Annotated in this window: 3 protein-coding genes; 1 reads left to right on the top strand and 2 read right to left on the bottom strand. The window is 69.0% G+C overall.

The window, feature by feature from the left end; translation table 11 throughout:
• Together E1261_RS43960 and E1261_RS43955 are read right to left on the bottom strand one after the other, a co-directional pair.
• The coding region (locus E1261_RS43960; protein WP_132416193.1) for a DUF2510 domain-containing protein at nt 1–1,865 on the bottom strand (1,865 nt) is incomplete at its 3' end.
• A gap of 49 nt (nt 1,866–1,914) precedes the next feature.
• Nucleotides 1,915–2,202, bottom strand: coding sequence for an Lrp/AsnC family transcriptional regulator (locus tag E1261_RS43955; RefSeq protein ID WP_132416191.1), 288 nt, complete (start codon nt 2,200–2,202; stop codon nt 1,915–1,917).
• Nucleotides 2,203–2,317: 115 nt separating this feature from the next.
• Between E1261_RS43955 and E1261_RS43950 the strand changes: the two genes are divergently transcribed.
• Nucleotides 2,318–3,368: DUF222 domain-containing protein (locus E1261_RS43950; RefSeq protein WP_132416190.1), on the top strand; the 1,051-nt coding region annotated here is incomplete at its 3' end.

Genomic DNA, 3,368 nt, shown 5'->3' with positions numbered 1-3,368 from the left:
GGCCCACCCTCAGCCTGTGTCGCGGCCGTGCCACCTTGCCTGGCTCCCCAAGCCGCCTGCTTCTGCTCAGGCCCGCTCGCAGTCTGACCGACGGCCTGCTGCTCGGCACCCCAGGCGGTCTGACTCCCGGTCTGCTCTGCCCCAGCACCCCACCCGGTCTGACTGGCGGTCTGCTCTGGCCCGGCGGCACCCCACCCGGTCTCCTGCTGCCCGCCCCAGGGACCACCGTTACTCTGCCCAGCACCCCAAGCGCTAGGACCAGCCTGCTGACCGCTCGCCCCCCACGGGTCATGAGCACCTGCAGTGCCCTGACCGGACGCACCAGCCTCCTGCTGCCCACCCCAAGACGTGCTGCCCGTCTGCTCACCACCCGCGGACTGCTGCGCACCCCAGGAACTCACCTGGCTCTGAGGCGCATCACCCGCAGTCTCCGGCGCCGTGGCCCCAGCAGAGGCATCCGTGCCCCACACCTGCGTCTTCTCCTCCGAAGCCGCAACACCCCAACTCTGCTGACCCGCCTCCTGCTGCAAATCCGGATCCACACCCCACCCCGACTGCACCTGCGCAGCCTCGCCAGCCGCCTGCCCACCCGAGCCAGACTGAGCCTCCCCACCCCAGGTCGGCTGTACTTGAGTGGCGTCGTCACCGGTCTGCCCGCCCCAGGTCGGCTGCGCCTGCGTGGTCTCGCCACCCGCCTGCTCGCCCCAGGTCGGCTGTGGCTGGGCAGCGTCGCCACCCGCCTGCTCACCCCAGGTCGGCTGGACCTGCGTGGTCTCGCTGTCCGGCTCGGCGCTCGCCTGGACCTCGGTGGTTTCCTCCACAGCACTCGACTCACGGGGCTTACGTGCAGCGTTGGGAGCCTGAGTCCAACTCACATCGGACCACCCTTGCTCACCACCATCCGCCACACCACCAGCGCCAGCCGCTACCGCTCCACCGTCGCCACCCGCAGCTCCCCAAGCCTCCGTCGTACCAGCCTGAGCCCCGCCGTCCGCCTCGGCGCCCCACCCACTGGCCGCGGTCTGCGTTCCGGTGTCCGCCTCGACACCCCACCCACCAGCAGCACTAACACCCGCCTGTACGTCAGTCTCGCCCTCAACACCCCAATCGCCGTCCGAGGCACCCCACCGACCGCCACTGGCGTCCGCCGTACCAGCCTCTGCCGCTGCGTCCGCCTGAGCATCCGCCTCCGCGTCAGCCTGCGCGTCAGCCTCAGGCGTGTCAGCCAGCCGTAGCGTCCACCCGTTCGGCGCAGCCTGCTCCTCACCCGGTGAGGTGACCTCACCCTCCGGAGCGGCCTCAACAACCTCCGGAACCGGCTGCTGCGTCCAGTGCTCAGGTGGCGCCGGCGCAATCTCCGGCGCGTTCCAGGTAGCCCGCGCCCGCTCGAACGGCGTCAGCCCGTCATCCCCACGCACCTCACCGCTCGCAGCGGCCGGATCGCCGCCACCCACCGGCGCTACCGCAGCCAGCCGAGGCCCACTCTCGGCCTCATCCGGATTAGGCCACCAGCCACCCTGCTGCGGAGGTGAAGTCGTATCCCACCCACTCTGCGTCGCACCCCACGTCGGAGCACCAGCGCCGGACCCCTCCTGCACAGACGCAGTAGCCCCCCAACCCTGCTGGGGCTGAGCGCCAACCTCAGGCTCAGGCTCGGGCTCCGCCGACACCGGCTCCTGGGACGCCGTCACACTCCAAGCTGGCTGTCCGTCGTCGCTTGCCGCGGCCCCGTCCACCGGCTCAGGCTCTGTGGAACCGACCGCTTCTTTCTCGGTCCGATTGGTCCACTGCTTCCCGTTCCACCAGCGAATGGTGTCGGGCTGCCCGGTCGGATCCGGGTACCAGCCTGCGGGAGGGTTGCTCATACGTTCACCGTAACTTCAGCGCGTGTCAGAAAGGGCGTGGTTCCGAGCCTCAGACACCGTCCTCCTGGCCCAGGCTGAAGGCGGCCTCCAGGTCATGTGTCGAGTACGCCCGGAACGCGATGTGCGTCTCCGTGCTCAGTACGCCGGGAACCCTGTTCACGTGGTCCGGAATCACGGTCGCCAGCTCGTCGTGATGAGCGACCCGGATCATCGCGATCAGGTCGAGCCCGCCGGTCACGGAGTACACCTCGCTGACTCCAGCGATGGCCGCCACCTGCTCGGCGACCTCCGGAATCCGCGCGACATCGGCCTTGATGAACACGATCGCGGTGACCATGTCGTCCTCTCCTCGAAGCACACTCGGACGTGCCGAAGCATAGTGGCGACCACCCCCGGAGCAGCGGAGAACCCGTCGATTTGGCGCATTCGAACATACGTTCTAATATGTGTCCATGACGATTCACTCGGCCTGCGCCCCCGACGAGCAGATGCTCGCCGGGAGTTTCGCGCGCCGAGCGGGCGGTCGGTTCACTCTGGTTCCACCGCCCGATTCCCGGCCGGCCGGGACCTTCTTCCCACCCAGCGAGCCGTATCAGCCACCCGACGACGTCTACGACAACCTGTTGTACGCCGACGATCCTGAGGCGCCGACGGTGTTCAGCGAAGAGGATGTGTACGACGACGACCTCCCGCCGATGTCGGCCGTCGACCAACTGGAGTGGGAGCTGTGGGCCTCCGCCGACCAGGACGAAGCCGAGCTATTCATGCTGCGCCAGTCCGCGCCGGCCTGGGTGTTCCTACCGCCCGGCGGCGACCTCGCGGCCGCACTGGAAGAGACCCGCCCGCAATGCCTGTCACCGATGGCCCTGATCGAGTACATCAAGGCGACCTCGCGGCTCGCGTCCTGGGCCGAGGCGATGAAGGCCGGCGCCATGGCGACTTTCTTCCGCCAGCGCAAAGCGCAAGAGGCCGAGACCCCGCGCCCCGAGGTGATCGACTCGTCAGGCCGACCGGTCGACCCGGAGCGGTCCTGGGCCGCCGAGATCGGCGCAGCGCTACACCTGTCGACGAACACCGTAGCCCAGCACATCGAGACCGCCCTGCACCTCACCGGCCCCGTCGCCGCCACCCTGACCGCCCTGCGAACCGGAGCCATCTCCTGGTCGAAGGCCCTTGCGATCTCCGAAGCAACCCGAGGGCTGTCCGACGAAGACGCAAAGTCGGTCGAGACCCACGTCCTGCGCCGGGCCGCCTCCCAGACGAATGCCAACCTCCGCCGGTCCCTCCGCACCCAGGTCGCCAAGCACCAAGCCAGTGCCGAAGCCGACGGTCACCGAAACGCCGTCCGCGAACGGACCTGCAAAATCGTCCCCCTGCCCAACGGCATGGCCGGCCTCTGGATCGTCCACACCGCCGACCAGATCCAGCAGATGTGGGTAGCAATCCAAGCCAGCTCCGACCTGGCCAAGCGCCCCACCCCCGCCCCAACCACCACATCCCCCA

The sequence above is a fragment of the Kribbella albertanoniae genome, assembly GCF_004348455.1.
Lineage (GTDB): Bacteria > Actinomycetota > Actinomycetes > Propionibacteriales > Kribbellaceae > Kribbella > Kribbella albertanoniae.
Note: the sequence above shows the minus strand (reverse complement) of the source record. Positions and strands in the feature narration are given on the sequence as shown.